The sequence below is a fragment of the Pseudarthrobacter oxydans genome (genome assembly GCF_030812335.1).
Lineage (GTDB): Bacteria > Actinomycetota > Actinomycetes > Actinomycetales > Micrococcaceae > Arthrobacter > Arthrobacter oxydans_B.
On the sequence record NZ_JAUSSN010000005.1, the window covers coordinates 278,618 to 299,038 of the forward strand.

Annotated in this window: 11 protein-coding genes and 1 tRNA gene; 2 read left to right on the top strand and 10 right to left on the bottom strand. The window is 69.8% G+C overall.

Annotated features, from left to right (window positions below; all coding sequences use genetic code 11):
- Positions 1–144: 144 nt before the first annotated feature.
- The 4 genes from J2W14_RS10825 to J2W14_RS10840 all read right to left on the bottom strand — a co-directional run bounded on the left by J2W14_RS10825 (position 145) and on the right by J2W14_RS10840 (position 3,927).
- A complete protein-coding gene (locus tag J2W14_RS10825) occupies positions 145–1,305 on the bottom strand; it encodes a globin domain-containing protein (RefSeq protein ID WP_307462236.1) in 1,161 nt (386 codons plus the stop codon).
- Between the two features lie 222 nt (positions 1,306–1,527).
- Positions 1,528–1,977 (bottom strand): RrF2 family transcriptional regulator, encoded by a 450-nt coding sequence (locus tag J2W14_RS10830; protein WP_307462237.1) that lies wholly within the window; start codon positions 1,975–1,977, stop codon positions 1,528–1,530.
- A gap of 20 nt (positions 1,978–1,997) precedes the next feature.
- A complete protein-coding gene (locus J2W14_RS10835) occupies positions 1,998–2,504 on the bottom strand; it encodes a hypothetical protein (RefSeq protein ID WP_307462240.1) in 507 nt (168 codons plus the stop codon).
- Positions 2,505–2,508: 4 nt separating this feature from the next.
- Positions 2,509–3,927, bottom strand: coding sequence for a phosphomannomutase/phosphoglucomutase (locus J2W14_RS10840; RefSeq protein WP_307462242.1), 1,419 nt, complete (start codon positions 3,925–3,927; stop codon positions 2,509–2,511).
- A 170-nt stretch (positions 3,928–4,097) separates the two neighbouring features.
- Here J2W14_RS10840 and J2W14_RS10845 point away from each other — a divergent pair, with 170 nt between their 5' ends.
- On the top strand, positions 4,098–6,311 hold the full coding sequence (locus tag J2W14_RS10845; protein WP_307462244.1) for a RecQ family ATP-dependent DNA helicase: 2,214 nt from the start codon (positions 4,098–4,100) through the stop codon (positions 6,309–6,311).
- On the opposite strand, the gene J2W14_RS10850 is transcribed toward J2W14_RS10845, so the two are convergent.
- From J2W14_RS10850 to J2W14_RS10865, 4 genes are all read right to left on the bottom strand, one after another.
- Positions 6,256–7,731 (bottom strand): MFS transporter, encoded by a 1,476-nt coding sequence (locus J2W14_RS10850; RefSeq protein ID WP_307462245.1) that lies wholly within the window; start codon positions 7,729–7,731, stop codon positions 6,256–6,258. The genes J2W14_RS10845 and J2W14_RS10850 overlap by 56 nt on opposite strands.
- Positions 7,732–7,755: 24 nt before the next feature.
- Complete coding sequence (locus tag J2W14_RS10855) at positions 7,756–9,426, bottom strand: phytoene desaturase family protein (RefSeq protein ID WP_307462246.1); 1,671 nt, start codon at positions 9,424–9,426, stop codon at positions 7,756–7,758.
- A gap of 102 nt (positions 9,427–9,528) precedes the next feature.
- A tRNA-Ser gene (locus J2W14_RS10860) sits at positions 9,529–9,616 on the bottom strand.
- Positions 9,617–9,754: 138 nt separating this feature from the next.
- A complete protein-coding gene (locus J2W14_RS10865; RefSeq protein ID WP_307462247.1) occupies positions 9,755–12,046 on the bottom strand; it encodes a prolyl oligopeptidase family serine peptidase in 2,292 nt (763 codons plus the stop codon).
- A gap of 119 nt (positions 12,047–12,165) precedes the next feature.
- Here J2W14_RS10865 and J2W14_RS10870 point away from each other — a divergent pair, with 119 nt between their 5' ends.
- A complete protein-coding gene (locus tag J2W14_RS10870) occupies positions 12,166–14,145 on the top strand; it encodes an FAD/NAD(P)-binding protein (RefSeq protein WP_307462248.1) in 1,980 nt (659 codons plus the stop codon).
- A gap of 265 nt (positions 14,146–14,410) precedes the next feature.
- Here the strand turns inward: J2W14_RS10870 and J2W14_RS10875 are convergent, their stop codons facing one another.
- Positions 14,411–18,970 (bottom strand): ExeM/NucH family extracellular endonuclease, encoded by a 4,560-nt coding sequence (locus J2W14_RS10875; protein ID WP_307462249.1) that lies wholly within the window; start codon positions 18,968–18,970, stop codon positions 14,411–14,413.
- Between the two features lie 399 nt (positions 18,971–19,369).
- Positions 19,370–20,179, bottom strand: a complete 810-nt coding sequence (locus J2W14_RS10880) for a VOC family protein (protein ID WP_307462250.1) — start codon at positions 20,177–20,179, stop codon at positions 19,370–19,372.
- Between the last annotated feature and the right edge of the window lie 242 nt (positions 20,180–20,421).

A 20,421-nucleotide genomic window follows, 5' to 3' on the forward strand; every position in this document is an offset into this window, starting at 1 on the left:
GCGGGGTCGTTCCCGCGGCACAGGTCACGGCGGCGGCCCCGCACCTGCGAAAGGTGCGGGGCCGCCGTCGAACCCTCATCGACTGTTCCGGAACTGCCCTTTTCACCCCTCAAAAGGGCCGTTGCGGAGCAATCGATGGGGAGGTTAGCTGGCGAGCCAGATGTCCGGGCCGAAGACCTCGTAGTGGATCTTCGTGGCCGGGATGCCGGCGTTGATGGCCTCGTTGCGGATGCTCTTCATGAACGGCAGCGGACCGCACAGGTAGAGCGAGGCGTTGGCCGGGAGGTCCACTTCGCGCAGCGACATAAAGCCCTCCTTGGTTCCGGCGACCGGCTGCTCGAGCCAGAGCTGGAGGTCGGCGCCGTCGAGGCGCTCGACGTCGTCCGTCATCTGGGAGCGCAGCGCCCAGGACTCCAGATCGCTTTCCGCGTGCAGGACCAGGACCTGGCGGTCCGTGCCGGCGTCGGCCAGGGAGCGCAGGATGGACGCGGTCGGGGTGCAGCCGATGCCGGCGGAGGCCAGGATCACCGGGCCGTCGCCTTCCTTGAGGGTGATTTCACCGTAGGGGTTGGAGATCTCGAGGACGTCGCCCACCTGGACGGTGTCGTGCAGGACGGGGGAGACCTCGCCGCCGTCGTCCTTCTTGGTGGTGAAGGTGCGGCTCGTGCCGGCGTCGCCGGAGAGCGAGTACTGGCGGACCTGGCGCAGTCCGTCCGGAACGGTGACCTTGACGCTCACGTACTGGCCCGGCAGGGCGGGGGTGATCGGGGTGTCGTCGGCCGGTTCCAGGGTGAAGGTGATCGATCCGGTGCCGGCGGGCGTCTTGGCGGCGACCCGCCACGGGCTCCACATCACGCTGTTGGCCTGTGCGGCGTAGAGGCCCTTTTCGAGCTTGATCAGGGCGTCCGCCATGAGCCAGTAGACCTCGGTCCAGGCTTCGGCGATTTCCGGGGTGATGACCTCGGCCAGGTCCTCGGCGATGGCGGCGAAGAGGTGCTCGTAGACCACCTGGTACTGCGGTTCGGTGATGCCGAGGGAGGTGTGGCGGTGGGCGATGCGGGCGAGCACGGTCTCCGGCAGGGTGCCGGGGTTGTTCACCAGGTGGGTGGCGAAAGCGGCGATGCTTCCGGCCAGGGCCTGCTGCTGGTTGCCGTTGCGCTGGTTGGAGCGGCTGAAGAGCCCGTCCAGCAGTTCCGGGTGCGCCGCGAAGAGGCGGGCGTAGAACTTGGGGGTGATTTCACCGATCCGGGAACCGACCAGCGGGAGGGTGGCCTCGATGACCGGGAAGGACTTGTCCGAGAGCATGTTGACTCCTGAGATAGTGGCCCGGGGTCTGCAACCGGACCGTCGAAAATACCCGTATCTGAAATGCAAGTATTTGTACCTCAGTTCTACAGGGCGTAGAAAGCATCTACAAATCGGGGGGATTCCCGGGCGTGGCGTAGTGCGTACCGGGCGACGCAACCTGGATAAGGCAGCCTCGGCGGTGCTACTTGAGCGGCGCGGCCTGGACAGGCGGGTCTCCGCTCAGAGGCCGGGACGCAGGCCGATTGCCTGGAAGACCGGCGCCATCTGCCGGGACGTCGGCAGGGATGCGACGACAAGGTCGTCCAGTTCGCGGTAGAAAGCCTCGCGGGCCCGGGAGAGGGCTCCGCGGAGCCGGCATTCGTTGATGAGCGGACACGCCCCGCCGTTGGCGACGCAGTCGGCCGGGTCGGTGCGGGTGTCCAGCCGGCGCAGCAGCTGGCCCACAGTGGCGGCGCGGCCGGCGCTGCTGAGCCGGGAGCCGCCGTGCCGCCCGCGTTCGACGTCGATCATGCCCAGCTCGCGCAGCTTCGCCATCGCCTTGCTGACATGGTTGTAGGGCGTCGCGACGGCGTCGGCGATGCTCTGCGTGGTGAGCAGGGCGCCGTCGGGGGCGGCTGCGAGCACCATCATGGCGCGCAGGCTCACATCCGCGAAGGCGTTGATCTTCATAACACCAGCTTACGGGCGGTCTAGTCCACCCAGACGCCGGGCTCGTTCGTATCCGCCGCGAGCTCGCCGAATTCCAGCTCACGGGTTGCGGGGTTCGCGGCGTACGGCAGGACCGCGGCGAAGAGGGAACCGTCCCGGTGCTCCGCAGCCACATGGATCGCGTCCGACGCTTCCTCCAGCAGGGTGATGTCACACACGACGGCGGCCGCGCGGAACTCGTCCCGGTGCTGGCGCAGCAGTTCGGTGAGGTCGCTGATCATCGAGTCCGCGTCGAAATCCGCGTCAGTTCCCTCGGCCGCGTCGGCGGGGGTGACGGCCACCAGCCGGACCTCGCCGTCGTTCTCGACCACCAGGGCGAACGGCAGGAACCCGCCGTTGCGCTCCAGCTGCTCCTGCGCGGCGCCGACTCCGGTGCCGAGCAGGTTCTCCAGATCGGTGGCGCTGGACTCCGGGACGCTGCCGCGCCAGGACCCGGCGGCGGTCTCGGCAGCGGTCTCAGCGGCGGGTTCCGCCGGCCGTTCCGACACGGTGCTAGCCCCGGACCAGTGCCAGGACGCGGTCGCGGACACGCTCCATGGTGGCCCGGTCCGTGGCCTCGACGTTCAGGCGGAGGAACGGCTCGGTGTTGGAGGGCCGCAGGTTGAACCAGTAGCTGCCGTCCGTGGCGATGAAGGTGCTGCCGTCCAGGTAGTCCACCTCGACGTCCTCGGCATGGAAGTCGTGCCGGACCCGTTCCACGGCGCCGGCCTTGTCTTCGATTTCCGAGTTGATCTCGCCGGAGGACATGTACGGCTCGTATTCGCGGCCGAGTTCGGAGAGCGGGCCGTCCTGTTCGCCGAGGGCGGCCAGGACGTGCATGGCGGCGAGCATGCCGGTGTCTGCGTTCCAGAAGTCGCGGAAGTAGAAGTGGGCGGAGTGTTCGCCGCCGAAGATGGCGCCCTCTGCGGCCATCACGGCCTTGATGAAGGAGTGTCCCACCCGGGTGCGCACGGCACGGCCGCCGTGCCGCTCCACCAGTTCGGGGACGGCACGGGAGGTCAGCAGGTTGTGGATGACGGTGGGGTTGGCTTCGCCGAGCCCCTGCGCGCGGCCGATCTCGCGGCGGGCCACCATGCCGGTGATCGCGGACGGCGAGACGGGTTCGCCCTTTTCGTCGATGACGAAGCAGCGGTCGGCGTCGCCGTCGAACGCCAGCCCGATGTCCGCCCCGTGCTCGACGACGGCGGCCTGCAGGTCGCGCAGGTTCTCCGGTTCCAGCGGGTTGGCGGGGTGGTTCGGGAAGGAGCCGTCGAGCTCGAAGTACAGCGGGATGATCTCGAGGGGGAGCTTGGGCAGCAGGGCGTCGCCGAGCACGGCGGGGGTGGTGAGGCCGGCCATGCCGTTGCCGGCGTCCACGACGACCTTCAGCGGGCGGGTGCCGCGGAGGTCCACGAGGCTGCGGAGGTACTCGGAGTAGCCCTTCAGGACGTCGTGCACGCCGATCAGGCCGCGCACGGGGGCGGCGGGGATGGACCCGGAGTTGAGGTATTCCTCGGCGCGGGCCTGGATTTCCTTGAGCCCGGATTCGGAGGAGATCGGCTCGGCGCCGGCCTTGGCCATCTTGATGCCGTTGTACTCCGCCGGGTTGTGGCTGGCGGTGAAGGTGGCGCCGGCCGCGTTGAGCGAGCCGCAGGCGTAGTAGAGCTCATCGGTGGAGATGAGATCGAGCAGCTGGACGTTGGCGCCGCGCCGTGCGGCACCGTTTGCGAAGGCCTTGCTGAACTCGGGCGAGGACGGGCGCATGTCGCCGCCGACCAGCACCGTCTTGCCCTCCAGCGCCAGGACGTCGACGAATGCCGCGCCCACCGCCTCGACGATTTCGGCGGTGATTGATTCGCCGACAATGCCGCGCACGTCGTAGGCCTTGAAGGAGGCCGAGAGGTCAAAAGTCTTTGTCTGGTCCATAGTCACGCGTCTTATCTTACGTTGACGGCCGAATCTTACGTGGACCGCCGGATCGTGCCGCGACGGCGCGGCCGTGGGGCTTCCCGGCGCCGGACCGCGGGCGGATCCGCTGTGATTGTCCACATAGCGGCGCCCCCGGCTTCGCTGCTGTCGGAGGGGGCTGGGATACTGAGGCAATGGCCAATAACCAGAACGCTGCAGTCCTTTCCGCCTCCGCCGACCCCGCCGGAGGCGCCGGTTCCGCCGCGGGCGCCTCGGGTGCCGGGACCCGGGAGCAGGCCCAGGAAGTGCTGCGCGAGCTGGTCGGGCACCCGGCCGCGGAGTTCCACGACGGCCAGTTTGAGGCCATCGAGGCCCTCGTCGACGGCGGCCGCCGGGCCCTCGTCGTGCAGCGCACCGGCTGGGGAAAGTCGGCGGTGTACTTTGTCTCGTCCCTGCTGCTCCGGCGCCGCGGCGCCGGGCCCACCCTGATCGTCTCCCCGCTGCTGGCCCTCATGCGTGACCAGGTCGCCGCCGCGGCACGGGCCGGCGTCCGGGCCGTGGCCATCAACTCCGCCAACCAGCTGGAATGGGACACTGTCCGCGAACAGCTCGCGGCCGATGAGGTCGACGTCCTGCTGGTCTCGCCCGAGCGGCTCACCAATCCCTCGTTCCGGGAGAACCAGCTCCCCGAGCTGATCCGCCGCACCGGGCTGCTGGTTATCGATGAAGCCCACTGCATCTCGGACTGGGGCCACGACTTCCGTCCCGACTACCGGCGCATCGCGGACCTGATCACCCAGCTGCCGGAGTCGGTTCCGGTGCTGGCCACCACCGCCACCGCCAACTCCCGGGTGGTCCACGACATCGAGGAGCAGCTGGGCGCCGGCGTGCTGACCATCCGCGGCGCCCTGGGCCGTGAATCGCTGCGGCTCGGCGTGCTGCGCCTGCCGGACTCCCGCGACCGGCTCGGCTGGCTGCTCACGCACCTGAAGGACCTGCCCGGCAGCGGCATCATCTACACCCTGACGGTCTCCGCCGCCGAGGACACCGCCCGGCTCCTCGCCGAAGCCGGGCACGAGGTGCTCGCCTACACCGGACGGACCGACCCCGCGGACCGGGAACGCGCCGAGCAGCTGCTCAAGGACAACCAGGTCAAGGCCCTCGTGGCCACATCCGCCCTCGGCATGGGCTTTGACAAGCCGGATCTCGGGTTCGTCGTGCACCTTGGGGCGCCGTCCTCGCCCGTGGCCTACTACCAGCAGGTCGGCCGTGCCGGCCGTGGGGCCGCCAACGCCGACGTGCTGCTGCTGCCAGGGTCCGAGGACCGGGACATCTGGCAGTACTTCGCCACCGCGTCCATGCCGTCGGAGGAGAAGGCCGGAGCGGTGCTGACCGCCCTCGCCGACGCGGGGGCCGCCGTGTCCACGGTCGCGCTGGAGGCCCGGGTCGATCTGCGCCGGACCCCGCTGGAGCTGCTCTTGAAGGTCCTGGCGGTCGACGGCGCCGTGGAGCGGGTAGGCGGCGGCTGGCGCTCCACCGGCCAGCCGTGGACCTACGACGCCGAGCGGTACGGCCGGATCGCGGAGGCCCGGGTGGACGAGCAGGACTCCATGGTGATCTACCAGGACACCGCCGGCTGCCGGATGGAATACATCACCTCGGTCCTGGACGACGAGACCGCCCGCGCCTGCGGCCGCTGCGACAACTGCGCCGGACAGTGGTTCCCGGCGGACATTGCCGCCGCGGCCACCGAAGCCGCGGGTCAGACGCTGAGCCGCGCCGGTGTGCCGCTGGAGCCCCGGCTGCAGTGGCCCAGCGGCATGGACCGGCTGGGCGTGCCCGTCAAGGGCAAGATCAAGCCCGAGGAAAGCGTCGCGGCCGGCCGTGCGCTGGCCCGGCTCACGGACCTGGGCTGGGGCGGCGCCCTGCGCGAGGCCTTCGCCGCCGGAGCCCCCGACCGCACCGTGGACCCCGGCATGCTGCAGGCCTGCGTCCAGGTGCTGCGCGAGTGGGGCGCCGGTGACCCCCGCACGCCCGGCTGGAGCGGGGCAGGCCGGCCCGCCGCCATCATCAGCATCCCGTCCCGCGGGAAGCCCGCCCTGGTGGACTCGCTGGCCCGGGGCATCTCGGAGATCGGCCGGATCCCCTACCTGGGCCAGCTGCAGCTCGAGCACGGCGGCCCGACCGGCGGGCGCGGCGGCAACAGCGCCTACCGGCTTGCCGGGGTCTGGGACCGCCTCGTGGTGGGGCCGGAACTGGAAGCTGCCCTGGCCGGGATCCAGGGCCAAAGCGTGATGCTGATCGACGACCTCGTCGACAGCCGCTGGACCGTGACCGTCGCCGGCCGGGCCCTCAGGCGCGCCGGCGCCGGCGCGGTCCTGCCGCTGGTGCTTGGCCAGGCCGGCTGACCTCGGCCCCGGCGTGGCGCGGCAGCGTCAGGCTGTCCAGGGTGCTCAGGAGCATGACCACGGCAAGCACCAGGAACGCCGCCCGGTACGGTGCCACCGGATCCCCGGCACCGGCCCCCGCCCCGCCCAGCAGCGGGCCGCCGGCCTCGTACACCCGGATCAGCAGGGCCCCGATGGCGATCCCGGCCGCCGTCGCGAGCTGCACGAGCGTGGCGGAGACGGCGTTGGCGGACGGCAGCTGGGCGGGAACGACGTCGGCGTACTGCACCGAGGCATAGGCCGAGAAACCGATGGACCGGAAGGCTCCGCTGGCCACGAGCAGCCCGAAGATCAGCGGCTCCGGGGTGCCGGCGTCGAGCAGGGCGCACAGCGCGAAGGTCGCCGCCGAGGCCAGCGACGCGAAGACCAGCACCGGCTTGAAGCCGAAGCGCCGGATGAGCGGGGTCGTGGCGGGCTTGATCCCGATATTGCCTACAAACACCGCCGCGACGAGGACCCCGGCGCGCAGCGGATCCCAGCCGAAGCCGTTCTGGAACATCAGCGGCAGCAGGAAGGGTACGGCGCTGATGGTGAGGCGGTAGATGAAGCCGCCGGTCGCCGTGGCGCGGAACGTCCGGGCGGAAAAGACCCCGAGGTCGAACAGCGGGGAGCGGGCCCGCCGCATCCACCAGGCCGCCGTGACCAGGAACAGCAGCCCGGCGGTGATGCTGAGGGCTGCCAGGCGTCCGGCCTCGCGGCCGCCGGCCAGCTCCAGGCCCACCACAACGCACCCCACGCCCAGGGTTGTGAGGGCCAGACCCAGCCAGTCCAGGCGCCGTGTCCGGTCACCCGCGGCGGCGGGGACCAGCCGCAGGGCCGCGAGGAACGCCGCGAGCCCCAGCGGGAGGTTGATCAGGAAGATCCAGTGCCAGGACAGGAACGTGGTGAGCGCCCCTCCCACCAGCGGGGCGAGGACCGGCGCCAGCAGCCCCGGCCACACCAGGTAGGCCGTGGCGCGGAGCAGGTCCTTTTTTGCCGTCCCGCGGAGCACCACGAGGGTGCCCACCGGGACCATCATGGCGCCGCCCGCGCCCTGCAGCACCCGGCTCAGGGTCAGCATGGTCAGGTCCTGGCTGAGCGCGCACAGCAGCGACGCCACCGTGAACGTCGCAATGGCCAGGCAGAACACCCGCCGCGCCCCGAAACGTTCGGCCAGCCAGCCGCTGAGCGGGATCCCCATCGCCACCGTCAGGAGGTAGGCGGTCATGGTGATGCTCACGTCCGCCGAGGGCACGGAGAAGTCCGCCGCGATGCTGGGGATCGCGGTGGTCAGGACGGTGCCGTCCAGGAACTCCATAAAAAAAGTCGCAGCGACGAGCAGGGCCAGGCGTGGACTCCACTGCTCCGCCGCTGGGCCGGCGGACGGTGCGGGCCGGCTCATGCACGGACCGCCGCGGCGCCAGGTTCAGCCCTGCGGAGCACGGCCGGAGTCCCGCGGGCCGGAGCCCGGCGACCCGGACTCCAGGGACCCGGACTCCAGCACCGCCATGGCCGCATTGTGCCCGCCGATGGCGCTGACGGCACCGCCGCGCCGGGCCCCGGAGCCGCAGAGCAGCAGCTGCGGGTCATCCGTCGCGACGCCCCAGCGCTGCGCCGGGGTCTCCAGCGGTGCGTTGTCCTCGACGAAGGGCCAGTCCAAGCCCCCGTGGAAGATGTTGCCCCGCGGCATGCCGACCGCGCGTTCAATGTCCAGGGTGGTCTTGGTTTCGATGCAGGGCTGCCCGTCCGGACCGGCCAGCAGCAGCTCCTCGATGGGTTCGGCCAGGACCGAGTTCAGGGACTTCAGGACCGCGGCCTGCAGCTCCGCCCGGCGCCGGTCATTGTTCTCCGCGGTGATCAGCCGGTCCGGGACGTGCAGGCCGAACACGGTGAGGGTCTGCGCCCCGGAGGCCTGCAGTTCCGGGGACAGGATGCTGGGGTCCGTGAGGGAATGGCAGTAGATCTCGCAGGGCAGCGGGTCCGGCACGGTTCCGGCCGCGGCGGCGAGGTAGGCGCCGTCGAGCTGCGACCAGGTCTCGTTGATGTGGAAAGTCCCGCCGAAGGCCGCTTCCGGGCTGACATCCGGGTCCAGCAGCCGGGGGAGCCGTTTCAGCAGCAGGTTCACCTTGACCTGGGCGCCCTCCCGGAGGTGGTTCGGGTTCCGGGTGGAGTGCGGGGCGCTGCCGCCGGCAGCCCCGGAACTCCTGAGCCGGTCCAGCACCACCGGTGCCACGTTGGCGAGGACCCAGGAGGCGGTGGCAGTGTGCTCTGCCCCGTCATGCCGGTAGCTGACCACACCGCCCGGGCGGACGGCCGTGACCTCCGCGGACGTCAGGATCGCCGCCCCGGCCTCCCGGGCGGAGCGTTCCAGCTCCCCGGACACCGCGCCCATCCCGCCCACGGGAACGTCCCAGTCGCCCGTCCCGCCGCCGACCAGGTGGTACAGGAAACAGATGTTCTGCTGCAGATCCTCGTCGCCGGCCCGGGCAAAGGTGCCGATCAGGGCGTCGGTCAGCACTACGCCGCGGACCAGGTCGTGCTGCAGCGACCGGGCGATGGAATCCCCGAGGGGCCGTTCGATCATGGCATCCCACACCTCCGCCGCCCCGGCCCCGGCCGCGAGGGCCCTGGCCTCGGAACGGGTCGGCAGCGGCGCCGTCATGGTCGGCCAGAGGGCCTCGGTGAGGCGGCGGCAGCCGGCGTAGAACTCGGTGAAGGCGCGGAATTCGCCGGCGGGAGCCCCGACGGCGGCAAAGGACGCCGCAGTGGCCGCGGCATCGCCGTTGTCGATCAGCAGGGCACGCCGGCCGTCGTGCGGGTCCGGGGTGTAGGACGAATACCGGCGCCGGGCCAGCCGGATGCGCAGGCCCAGATCGTCGATGACCTGCTGCGGGAGCAGGCTCACCAGGTAGGAATACCGCGAGAGGCGCGCGTCGACGCCGTCGAACGCCTGGGCGGACACCGCGGCACCCCCGGGGTGTTCCAGCTTCTCCAGCAGCAGGACCTTCCGGCCGGCTTTGGACAGATATGCGGCCGCGGCCAGGCCGTTGTGGCCGCCGCCTACGATGATCGCGTCAAACGCGCTGTTGCTCGACATGGGCTAATCCTGCCACCCGGGCCGGGGTAAGGCGTCCCGTGTCCGGCCCCCGGACGTGCCCGGGGACGCAAAAGGCCCCGGTCCAGGGACCGGGGCCAAACGCGGAGACGGGGGGATTTGAACCCCCGGTGGAGTTGTGCCCCACACTTCATTAGCAGTGAAGCCCATTCGGCCGCTCTGGCACGTCTCCAATTGCTATTAACTAGCCAACCAAGGATACGCAGAAGGTGCCATGCAGTGCAAAACGAGCACCGCGGAGCCACTTCCGGCCCATGTTGGGCTGCGCATGGGCGCGGAGTGGCCCCGCGCTGCTCTTCGGGGGGACTGCTCAGGCGCCGCGGCCGGCCAGCGCCCGCCAGAGGAAGTGCTGGCTGCGGCTCTGCAGCGCCGCAGCCTGCCGGTTGTCCGACGCGCCGGCATGGCCGCCTTCCAGCGCCTCGTGGAACCAGACGTTGGGGATGCCCATCGCCTGCATGCGGGCGGCCATCTTCCGCGCCTGGACCGGGCCCACGCGGTCGTCCGAGGTGGCCGTCCAGATGAACGTCTCCGGGTAGTCCACCCCGTCCCTGAGCAGATGGTACGGGGAGAACGTCCTAATGAAGTCCCACTGTTCGGGAACGTCGGGATCGCCGTATTCGGCAATCCAGGAGTACCCGGCGGACAGCTTGGAGTAGCGGCGCATGTCCAGCAGCGGGACCCCGCAGGAGACCGCCCCGAAGAGCTCCGGATACGTGGTGAGCATGTTCCCCACCAGCAGCCCGCCGTTGGATCCGCCGACACAGCCGAGCCGCTCGCGGGAGGTCACGCCGCGGGAGATCAGGTCTGCGGCCACGGCGGCGAAATCCTCATAGGCCCGGTGCCGTTTCTCCTGCAGCGCCGCGCGGTGCCACGCGGGGCCGTATTCGCCGCCGCCGCGGATGTTGGCCACAACGTAGACGCCGCCGCGGGTGTGCGGGGCATCCCCCTCGTGCCCGGCGGATTCCGGGGTGCGGCGTTCCAGCCAGGCCCGGCCGACCGCGCCGCTGTAGGCGGGGGTCCGGGAGATCTCGAAGCCGCCGTAGCCCGACAGCTGTGTGGGGTTCTGGCCATCCAGCACGAGGTCCCTGGACGCCACCTGGAAATACGGCACGCGGGTGCCGTCCTTGGACACGGCGAAGTGCTGCTGGACCTCGTAGGCGTCTTCGTTGAAGAACGACGGCGAGGTCCGGATCACTTCGTGCGTGCTGTCCACGCCGCCCCGGGCGGTGCGCCTGAGCGTGCCGCGGGTGAGGGTGCTGGGCGTGGTGAATCCGGTGGCCACGAGCCAGAAGTCGTTCCCCGCGCCGGGAGCCTCCTCCTCGGCGACCGGTGCGGCGCCGTCGGTACCGTCATCGTCCGTGTCGTCGTCCGTGCCGCGGGCGTCGTCCTCGTCGTCGACGGCGTAGGCGTTGACGTCGTGCAGCGGCGGGCAGGCATCCAGCACGGTGGAGGCCCAGGTTGTGTCCGTCCCGGGCATCTGCGGGTCGAGGACCCGGATCTCCGAGGAGACGTCGCGGAGCAGGTTCAGCAGCAGGAAGTCCCGCGTCCAGCTCCAGGACTGCAGGGAGGTGTGCTCATCCGGCTCGAACAGCACGGACAGTTCCCGGCTGCCGGCCAGGAAATCCTCGAAGCCGGCGGCGAGCAGCGATCCTGCCGGGTGGGTCGTTGCGCCGACGGTCCAGTCCTTTTGCGGCCGGAACAGCAGCCAGCCGCGGTGCGCGCTGAGGTTGACGTCCGGGGGGACGTCGAGCTGGACCCACCGGCCGTCGCGCAGCACCGAGGTGGTCCGCTCGAAGAAGCTGATCCAGTCCACGGCAAAGGTCCGCTCGAACCCCGGGGTGGAGTCGTGCGCCACGAGGGCCATCATGTGGTCCTCGGGGATTTCGAACAGCCGTTCCGCCGTGGCCAGGGTTCCGCCGCGGCGCAGCTTGACGCCGGTCCGGGCGTAGGAGGACGTGGTGGCGGGCAGCCCCTCGGCCGTGGAGGAGACCAGCAGGGTGTCGGCGTCCAGCCAGGAGGCGTTGCCCTTCGCGGTCGGCAGGTCGAAGCCGCCGGCGGCCGGATCCACGAAGTGGCGGGACTCGACGTCGAACTCGCGGTAGCGGTTCGCGTCGCCGCCGTCGGGGGAGAGCGCCAGCAGCGCCAGCCGGTGCGGTTCACCCGCGGCCGGGCGCAGGAAGTTGGCGCCGTGGAAGACCCACTCCTCGCCTTCCGCCGCGGCCAGCGCGTCCACATCCAGCAGGACGTCCCACTCCGGAGCCCCGCCGCGGTAGCTGTCCCAGCTGGTCCGGCGCCACAGGCCCTTCGGGTTGACCCGGTCCTTCCAGAAGTTGTAGTACCAGTCGCCGTGCTTGCCCACCATGGCGATCCGGTCGGTGGAGTCCAGCACCTCCAGAATGCTGCCTTCCAGCGCGGCGTATTCCGCGTCCTCCAGCAGCTCCTCGGTCCGGGCGTTCTGCTCCCGCACCCAGGCCAGCTGTTCCTCGCCGTAGATCTCCTCAAGCCAGATGTTCTCGTCAACGGGTTCGGGCGCGGTGCCCTCGGCGGTGTCCGCGGCGGGACGGTCGGACTCGGGCGGGGGAGCAGCTTCGGCGGTGGTCATTTTTCCATCCAAGCAACATCGGCGCGCCAGTAGCAAGTCAAGCCGAAGCGCCGCGGAACCCGTGCCGGGGACATCAGGCAGGTCGGGGCCGTGTGCCGGTAGCGGATACGCTGGATGCCGTGGGCATATCGCAGAGCATCCGGACGGCACTGATTGGCGCCGGCCCCCGGGGCACCAGCGCGCTGGAGCGGCTGCTGGCCAACTGGGTGCCCGCCGGACCGGACGCCACCTTGCACATTGATGTCATCGACCCCTATCCCGCGGGACCCGGACACGTCTGGCAGCCCGGGCAGTCCCGGCTGTACCTGATGAACACGCAGTCGTTCTATCCCACGGTCATCCCCGAGGACCCCGACCTCGCGCGGCCGCTCGCCGGCCACACCTTCGACCGCTGGCGTGAACTGCAGCAGCACCAGCCCCACCCCTCCCTCACCGCCGAGGACCGCGCCGAACTCTCCGGGCTGGGCTCCGCGGACTTCCCCAGCCGGGCCCTGTACGGGCGCTACCTGCGCTGCACCCTGGAGGAGCTGCTGTCCCGCCTCCCGGCCGGCGCCACGGTGGACTTCCACAACACGACGGCGACCTCCGTCCGCCACGCCGCCGCGCCCGGGCCGGGCGACGACGGCCGCGTGCGGTTCGACGTCGGACTGGCCGACGGCGCGGTCCTCACCGTCGATTCCGTGGTCCTGGCCCTCGGCCACCTGGAATCGCGGCTCAACCCCGAACAGCGCGACCTCAAGGCGGCGGCGGAGGAGCTCGGGCTGCTGTACCTGCCTCCCGCAGCCCCGGCCGACGTCGACTGGTCGCTGGTGCCGGCAGTCAAGCCGGTGCTGGTGCGCGGCATGGGCCTGAACTTCTTCGATGCGATGGGCCAGCTGACCGAAGGCCGCGGCGGACAGTTCCTGCCCGGCGAGAACGGCGGACTCAGCTACCTTCCCTCCGGCCGCGAACCGCTCATCATCGCGGCCTCCCGGCGCGGCACGCCGTACCGGGCCAAGGCGACCCTCGCCGGCTATTACCCCGAGGCCGTGACGCTGCGGTACTGCACCGAAAGCGCCGTGGCGAAATTCGCGGAGGCGGGCATCCGGCCCGCCTTCGACCATGACCTCTGGCCGCTCCTGCACCGCGACGCCCTCTGGGCCTACTATTCGACGCTGGCGCGCTCGCAGCCCGGCGCCGTCCTGACGGAACCGAAGGAGTTCCTGAGGGCGCTGGAGGAGGCCCTGCATCCGCACGCGCACTCCGCCGCGAAATGGGACGATCTGGTCGACGACGTGCTGGAAATCCACGTCCGCCCGGCCCACCGGCTTAACCTGCTGGGACTCGCCGCACCGCTGGCCGGGAGATCGTTCACCACCCGCGCGGAACTCGACAACGCCGTCGTCGACTATCTGCTCGACGACGCCCGGCGTTCCGCCCTGGGCGAGGACGACCCGGTGAAGATGACCATCGGCGCCCTGCACCACGGCCGGGCCGTGCTGAAGACCGCCGTCGCGGACGGCGGGATCACCGATGAATCGTGGGTCGCGGGCCTGCGCGGCTGGTTCGAGTCCTTTGTGGAAGGCCTGGCCAGCGGTCCGCCGGCGCTGCGGTCCGAACAGCTCGCCGCCCTGGTGAGTGCCGGCGTCGTCCGGTTCGTCGGCCCGGACCCGAAGTTCGGCGTGGACCGCAAGACGGGGACCTTCACGGCGGTCTCGCCCTGGGTGGGAAACAGCGCGGAGGACGTCCCCGGGGAAGTCGTCCAGGCCGTGGCCATGGTCGAGGCGCTGGCACCGGCCAACAAGGTCCCGGTCAACAAGTCGCCGCTGCTGGAGCAACTGCTCGCCGAAGGCCTGGTCCGCCCACGGCTCATGATGACGGTGGAAGGGACGCCGGTGCCGACGTCCGGGCTCGACGTGGCGCCGCACCCCTACCGGCCGCTGGGCGCCAACGGCTCGGTGACCGAGGGCCTGTTCGTGCTGGGACTGCAGCTCTCCGCCGTGCAGTGGGGAACCGCCATCGCGGCCGAGGCCCGGCAGAAGAGCGGACCCGTGTACCGCAGCGGCCAGCGCACCCTTCGGGACGCCGACGAGATTGCCCGGGCCATCCTCGGACGCTGACTAAGCAGCCCGCGCCCGCCCGAAAAATGAGCATGCCCTCCGTCCGGGTGGCCGAAACGTGCCCGAAAAATGGGCATGCCCCCGTTCGGGTCCCCGACAAATGAGCATGCCCCCGCCGGGTCCCCATTAATGAGCACGCCCTCAGGTCGCATTCACGAAAAATGAGCATGCCCTCCGTCCGGGCCGAGCACTGGACATATGGGCTATATGTCCAGTGCTGCAGCCCGGGGGAGGGCATGCTCACTGGTGCGGGGGTGCGGGCTGGCTAGCCCTTGAGGCAGTGGCGGTAGGCCGCCATCGCCTTGCCGTACGCAACCTGGCCCACGATGTCCGCGGACCGCTTCGGCTTGACCGGGGCGGTGCACGCCGGCGGGACCGGAACGCTGGCCGCGACCAGGACGGCCGTCCTCACCACGGTTCCGGACTCGACGGCGGTGAGCACCAGGGTGCCCGTGCCGGCCGCGGCGCCGGCGGGAACCGCCACCTCAACCGTGGCGGCGCCGGCGGAAACCGGCACCGTGCCCAGGGCGGTGACGGTGCCGTCCGCATCCGTGAACTCGGCGCGCAGCGAGGTGTTCACCGGGCTGCCCAGCGAGGTGAGATCGAGCTTGGAGACGGCCAGGGTGATGGCCTCCCCGCCCTTGACCTCGGCGGCCGTGGTGTTCACCACGGCAACGGAGCGGCGGGCGAAGTCCGGCGAGACCGGGCTTTGGGCCTGCAGGTACTTGATCCACGCGTCGCGGTCCACCAGTCCGGAGTCCTTGGTGTTGGCGCCGGACGTGAAGATGCGGAAGTTGTCGCCGCCCGTTGCCAGGAAGCTGAACGTTCCGATCCGGTAGGACTGCGCCGGGTCGATCAGCGCGCCGTTGACACGGATCGAGGTGATCCGGTCACCGGCGGCGCGGGCGGCGTCGTAGGTGTAGTTGACGTTCTGGGACAGGCCGAGCTGCTGGTAGGCGCGGCTGGGAACCGTACCGTCCGGGTTCGTCTGCCACTGCTGTTCCAGGAGCGTCTTGAACTGTTCGCCGGTCAGCGAGGTGGTCCACAGGTTGTTCACGAACGGCAGGACCGCGTTGGCCTCGGCGTAGGTGATGGTCCCGTCCGGCGCGTAGTACAGCTCGTTGCGCAGGCCGCCCGGGTTGACGACGCCGATCTCGGCGCCGCCCAGTTCCGGGGCCCTGAGTGAATCCACCAGGGAATCCGCGACCAGGTTGCCCAGGGTGGACTCGCTGGCACGGTCATCGCGTGTTGCCGGGGTGGTGGCGGTGGCCGGGGTGAATGCGGTGGTGATATCCGCGGTCACCGAGCCGACCGGCTGGTTGCCGACCACTGCTGCGTCGGCCAGGGCCTTGTCAACGATGGTCTTGACGGCGGCGACCCGCGGGTAGTTGGCCACGAGGTCGGCCGCCGGCTGGTCTGCCGAGGTGGTGCGCTTGACGTTGCCGGCCGTGTAGCCGGTGACTGCCATGGTTGCCGTGTCGATGGTCAGCCGGATCTGGCCGATGAACTCGCCGTAGTTGCCGGTCTGGACGATCGGGCGGGTCTTGCCCTCGACGCCCGGGATAGGGGCATCCCACGCGTACTGCTTGTGGGTGTGGCCGTTGAAGATCGCGGCGACATCCGGGGTGACCTCGGTGACCATCCTGGCGAAGGGGCCGCCGGCGGCGACTTCCTGCTCCAGGGTGGAGCCTTCGGGCACGCCGGACCCGGCGCCGTCGTGGTTTTCCACGATGATCACATCGGCCAGGTTGTCCGCCTTGATCTTCGCGGCGACGCGGTTGATGGCGTCGACGGGGTTGCCGAACTCAAGGTCGGCGACGCCGGCAGGGGAGACCAGCGACGGCGTTTCCTGGGTGACCGTGCCGATCACGGCAACCCTGACGCCGTTCATGTCCAGCACGGTGTACTCCGGCAGGACCGGCTCGGTGGTGCCCTTCCGGTAGACGTTGGCGCCCAGGTAGGGGAACTTGGCGTTGCTGCCGCCCGCGATGACGCGGTCGCGCAGGTCGGCAAAGCCGCCGTCGAACTCGTGGTTGCCCACGGCGGAGGTCCGCAGTTCCAGGGCGTTCAGCACGTCGATGGTCGGCTGGTCCTTGGCAACGGCCGAGGCGAACAGCGAGGCGCCGATGTTGTCGCCGGCGGAGAGGAATGCCGTGGCGCCGGGGGCAGCCGCGGCGCGCAGCTTCTCGATGGTTCCCGCAAAGAACACGGTGTTGGAATCGATCCGGCCGTGGAAGTCGTTGATGCCCAGGAAGTTCAGCTCAACGCTGGCGGGAATGGAGGGCAGGTCGAGGCCCACGACCACCGGATCGTGGTCGCTGGCCCGGAACTGGTCCGGAGCGTAGTAGTCGGTCACGTTGTTGTTGTACCGGCTGTACTCCAGGGCCACGGACTCCACGGAGTTGATGTTCCAGATGTCGGCGCCGGTGACGATGGCGTTGGCGCCCGGCGAGGCGAGGATGTGGTCCAGCGAGCCCACCAGGCCGCCGAAGAGGTAGGAGTGCTTGGCGGAACCATCGGCGTTCCTGGCTTTTTCGTCCTGGTTGACGTAGCCCGCGGCCGTGAAGACGTTGATCGGGTCTTCCTTGGCGTAGGCGTTGAAGTCGCCGATCAGGAAGACCTTGTCGGTGCCCTTGGCGGTCTGCAGCTCGTTGGAGAACGCGAGGAGGGACCGGGCCTGCGCGGTGCGGGCGAGGTTCGAGGCGCCCTGGCCCTTGTCGGTGTCCTCCGGGGTGGCGGCTGAGCCCTTGGATTTGAAATGGTTGGCGATTGCGATGAACTTCTTGTCATCGGCGGCGCCGACCGGCTTGAAGACCTGCGCCAGCGGCTTGCGGGCATTCGCGAAAGCGACGGTGTCGTTGTGGATGATGGATTCGCCCACCGGCTCCGCTGCGGACTTCTTGAAGATGAAGGCGGTGCGGATCATGTCCTCGTCGGCCAGCGGGGGTGCGTTGGCGGGTGTGCGGACGTAGTCCCAGATCCCCGGCGTGGCGATGTTCAGGGCATCGACCAGCTTGGCCAGGGCGTCGTCACGGTTCTTGCCGAACTGTGCTGAGTTCTCGATTTCCATGAGGGACACGACGTCGGCGCCGGACTTGGTGATGGCGGCGACGATCTTGTCCTGCTGGCGCTGGAGGTTGTCGGCGTTGGCCGCCCCGCGGGCGTCGCAGCCGCCGCGGACGGTGATCGGGTTGCCGGCGCGGTCCGTGTAGTAGGTGCATCCGGTGAGCTGGTCACCTGTGGTGGGGAAGTAGTTAAGCACGTTGAACGAGGCGATCTTGAGGTTGCCTCCCACGGCCGCCGGGGCCGCCGTGCGGGTGGTCGCGCCGAAGCTGACGGGCTGGACGGCCTCCGCGTTGGCGGGGGTCAGGTGGGTCAGCGGCTGGAACTTCCAGGAGCCGTTCGCGAAGTTGAGCACCACGTTGGTCTTGAAGTTCACCGGAGCCCCCACGCGGACGGGGTCCACCGTGGTCAGGTACGGCAATTCCAGGGCCTTGGTGCCGGCGTCCTTGAGGAAGTTGGTGGTGGCGCCGTCGTCGAGCTTGATGCCGCGGGCGGAATTGGCGGCGACGGTGGCGGTGTATTCGGCGGAGCCGAAGGGCGCGACGGCGGTGGGCTGCTCCAGCGGGGTGGTGCCTCCGGCCAGGCCGATTTCGCCGTACTGGTTCAGCGAGTAGTTGTCAGTGACCGTGACGGGTCCCTGCGGGGTCAGCAGCATGCCTTCGAGCGCTTCGCGGAAGGCCTCTTCGGCCGGAAGGGCAAAGCCGGTGGCCTTGACCTCGGGGACGGCCTCGGTGAGCTTCTTCAGGTCCGCCGCGGCGGAAACCGTCACCTGGGTCATGCCGAAGTATTCGCTGACCGCGCCGGTCACCTCGACGTAGTCGCCGATCTGCACGGAATCGGCCGTGGCGGCCGAGAAGACGAAGAGGGCGTCCGACGCCGAGTGGTTGGCTGGGGTGAGGTCGCCGCCGGTGCCGGGGGTCTGGATGTAGTAGCCGGCGAAGCCGCCGGTCGGGAAGGCCGCGGTGACCTTGCCGCGGGTGACGACCGAGGTCCCGACGAGCGGGCTCGCGGCGCCGTCGCCCTGGATTTCGGCGATGGTCCTGGCTGCCGGGGGAGTGACGGGACCGGGATCGACCGGGGGATCGACCGGGGCCGCTGCACCGTTGGGTGCCTTGGGGGTGATCGTGGCGTTGAGGCTGAAATCGGCGGAGTTGTTGTTGCTGTCCACGCCGTTGCTGCGGTTGAGGCTCTTCACGTCACCGGTGCCGGCCGGGGCCTTGGCTGCCACGGTTTCGAAGGTCAGTGAGCTGCCGTAGCCGAGGAGGTCGGCCACGTTGGCCGGTTCGACGACGGAGCCGGTGGCGAGATCCGCTACCGCCGTCGTCTGCTTGGCCAGCACGATGGTTCCGCCTGCAACGGCAGGATTGAAACCGCCGGCCGAGGCGTCAGCGGCGGGCAGGTCCAGCCCGACCGTCCCGTTGCTCCCGCCCTTGAGCAGATAGTGGCCCTTGGCCGCGATCGTGCCGGTGAGGGGAACGACAGTGCTCGGGAGACCGGTACCGGGCGCGTTGCGGTACTGGAGGGACCAGCCGTCCAGCGGGACCAGGGCGTCGGAGGTGTTGTACAGCTCGACGAACTTGTTCTTGAAGGCGGCTCCGGCGCTGCCGCCGCTGAGGTACGCCTCGTTGATGATCACTGGCGAGCTGCCAGCCGCTGCCGGGGAGGCCTCCACGGCGAACGCCGGCACGGCCGCCAGCGGGGCTGCGATGAGCCCCGCCGACAGCGCCGTGCCCAGCGCGGTCTTCCAAGGTATGTGTTTCATCCGCTCTAACTCTCATTAGGTGCCCGGGTAAGGGCTGGGTGGAAGGTGCCCGCGTGATGCCGCGGACCGCCGGTCGCTGCTCCTGGTCAAGCAGGTCCCGGCACATCAAAACAGGGGTGAATGAACACGGCGTGTCTTGCATGTGCATTCGGCGAGACGTCCCCCAGCGGAACGCGTCACAGCCGTCACGGGCCACCAACGGTGCGCCCCAGCGACGGAGTTGGTGAAGCTGCTGACCTGCGTCAGTTTGAGCATGCCCGGCGCCGAGGCGGCGGGCATGGCAAAAAGAATACCGGCCAGTAACCGCCTTTGAAGCGGCTGGCCGGTATTCCCGGGGGCATTTTTACGGAAGGATTTCCCGAGGATTTTCCTCAGTTATTCCTGAGGTCAACGGGACACTCAGACGCCCTCCGGCCGGGCATCAGCACCGGCCTGCGCGGTTTCCGCAATGACCTTGAACATGGCTCCAGTGGGGTCAGTCAGCGTGGCCAGCCGCCCGAACGGGCTGTCCTCCGGCCCGTCGATCACCCGGGCGCCCATGGACACGGCCTTCTCGACGGTGGCGTCCGCGTCCGCAACCGCGAAGTAGACCTGCCAGTTGGAAGGGACCTCGGCAGGGAGGTAGCGGGCGGCGTCCATGATCCCGGCCTTGGCGGCATCTCCGGCGCCCAGGGTGGTGTACCGGAAATCAGGGGTGTCACTCATGACGTCGGTGTCCCAGCCGAACACGTCCTGGTAGAACTTCACCGCGGTGCCGTAGTCCTTGGTGTGGAGTTCATGCCAGGCAGGCGTGCCCGGTTCGGCCGCGACTCCGTAGCCCTTCATCTCACCGGGCTGCCACACGCCGATGGATGCCCCGGTGGCATCCGCGATCAACGCCATGCGCCCCTGGTCAGGAACGTCCATGGGCTCCACATAGACCTGTCCGCCGTGCCGGGCCGCGGCTTGCGTGGTGGCTGCCGCGTCATCCGAGCGCAGGTACGTGCTCCACACGTCCGGCATGCCCGCCATGGCGTCATCCTTTTGCATCATGCCGGCAACCGGCTTGCCGTCCCTCGCCGCCATGATGTACCCGCCGTATTTCTCCTGGTCTCCCGTCTCGAAGGTCCAGCCAAACAGCTCCCCGTAGAAGGCCTTGGCTTTTCCGGTGTCGGAGGTCATCAGATCGATCCAGCATGGCGCACCGTTGGTGTGGTCCGGTGTAGGCATGGTGGGCTCCTTCTCTGCTCTGCGGCCCGGGGTCGTGCGGCGGGCCGACGGATTCGTGCGGGTGGTGAAGACACAGAGAGACTATTCCCGGGCACCGACGGTTTCAATGGTTCCGCGGCTCCCGGCGCTGGCCCCCGGCCGTGAGGTGTCCGTCGGTGCCCCGTGGGCAGATCAGGGCGCATTCGCTGCCCGCATCCGCCCTGATCTGCCCACGCCTGGCGACGGGCACCCGTCCGCGCTGC

Excerpts from the sequence above, each read along its gene's own strand:
- J2W14_RS10855 (WP_307462246.1), bottom strand. The coding sequence starts at position 9,426 with ATGTCGAGCAACAGCGCGTTTGACGCGATCATCGTAGGCGGCGGCCAC.
- J2W14_RS10850 (WP_307462245.1), bottom strand. The coding sequence starts at position 7,731 with ATGAGCCGGCCCGCACCGTCCGCCGGCCCAGCGGCGGAGCAGTGGAGT.
- J2W14_RS10865 (WP_307462247.1), bottom strand. The coding sequence starts at position 12,046 with ATGACCACCGCCGAAGCTGCTCCCCCGCCCGAGTCCGACCGTCCCGCC.
- J2W14_RS10875 (WP_307462249.1), bottom strand. The coding sequence starts at position 18,970 with ATGAAACACATACCTTGGAAGACCGCGCTGGGCACGGCGCTGTCGGCG.
- J2W14_RS10830 (WP_307462237.1), bottom strand. The coding sequence starts at position 1,977 with ATGAAGATCAACGCCTTCGCGGATGTGAGCCTGCGCGCCATGATGGTG.
- J2W14_RS10825 (WP_307462236.1), bottom strand. The coding sequence starts at position 1,305 with ATGCTCTCGGACAAGTCCTTCCCGGTCATCGAGGCCACCCTCCCGCTG.
- J2W14_RS10880 (WP_307462250.1), bottom strand. The coding sequence starts at position 20,179 with ATGCCTACACCGGACCACACCAACGGTGCGCCATGCTGGATCGATCTG.
- J2W14_RS10845 (WP_307462244.1), top strand. The coding sequence starts at position 4,098 with ATGGCCAATAACCAGAACGCTGCAGTCCTTTCCGCCTCCGCCGACCCC.